Source organism: Pseudarthrobacter scleromae (genome assembly GCF_014644515.1).
GTDB classification, from domain to species: Bacteria; Actinomycetota; Actinomycetes; order Actinomycetales; family Micrococcaceae; genus Arthrobacter; species Arthrobacter scleromae.
In genome coordinates, this window is sequence record NZ_BMKV01000017.1 from 1 (window position 1) to 781 (window position 781).

1 protein-coding gene is annotated in these 781 nt (G+C 69.7%); it reads right to left on the bottom strand.

The annotated features are described in order from the left end of the window. On the bottom strand, positions 1-781 hold a 781-nt coding region (locus tag IEX33_RS19235; protein WP_188732478.1), incomplete at both ends, for a transposase.

Genomic DNA, 781 nt, shown 5'->3' on the forward strand with positions numbered 1-781 from the left:
TTGATCACCGGGGTATGGCCGGTGCCGGCGAGAGCGGCGAGCATTTCCCCGGAACCGTAGGCCGAGTCGGTCAGGACGTCTACGCTGGTCCCGGCGATCGTGGGCTCCATGCCGATCAGCCGGGCGCCGACGGCCCCGTCGCTGTTCTCCGGTCCGGAGGCCTTGGTCAGCTCCGCGGCGGTGATCAGCCCGGTATCGGGCTCGATGACAATGTGGGCTTTGAATCCGTCCTGCTGCCGGGACCTGGTCTTATGCGCGTGCCGGGTGTCCGGGTCCACGGTGGAGATCATCCGGTCCGGTGCGACCTTCCGGGCGATCCGCCACCGCCCGTCGGTCCCGTCCGAGTCCTCGGCCGGTTCCACGTCCTGCCCGGCGACCAGTGCAAGCAGCGCGTACGCATCGGCGCCCCTGCCCTCCAAGGTCTCGGGATCGACCGCGGCCAGCAGGGCGAGGGCGTCGGTGACCAGCGCCGAGACCAGCCCGTCCCTGGCATCCTGGTCGTCCCAGGCGATGTCCGGCTTACCGGTGCGCGTGTAGTCATACCCCTTCGCGTGGGTGGCCAGCAGGTCCTGGCCGCCGGGGATGTCGCGGCCGAAGCGGCGCACCGCTGCGATCAGCTGCGTGATCGTGTCCTGCCTCGCGACCGCGTCATCCAACACTGTTGAATCAACCGCCCGCCGGCGCTTGCCCGCCAGGACTCCGGTTTCCGCAATGACCTCGGCGATGGCCTTCATGATCCGGTGCGGGTTCTTCGATGCCGCCAGCCGCCGGCGCCAGTACG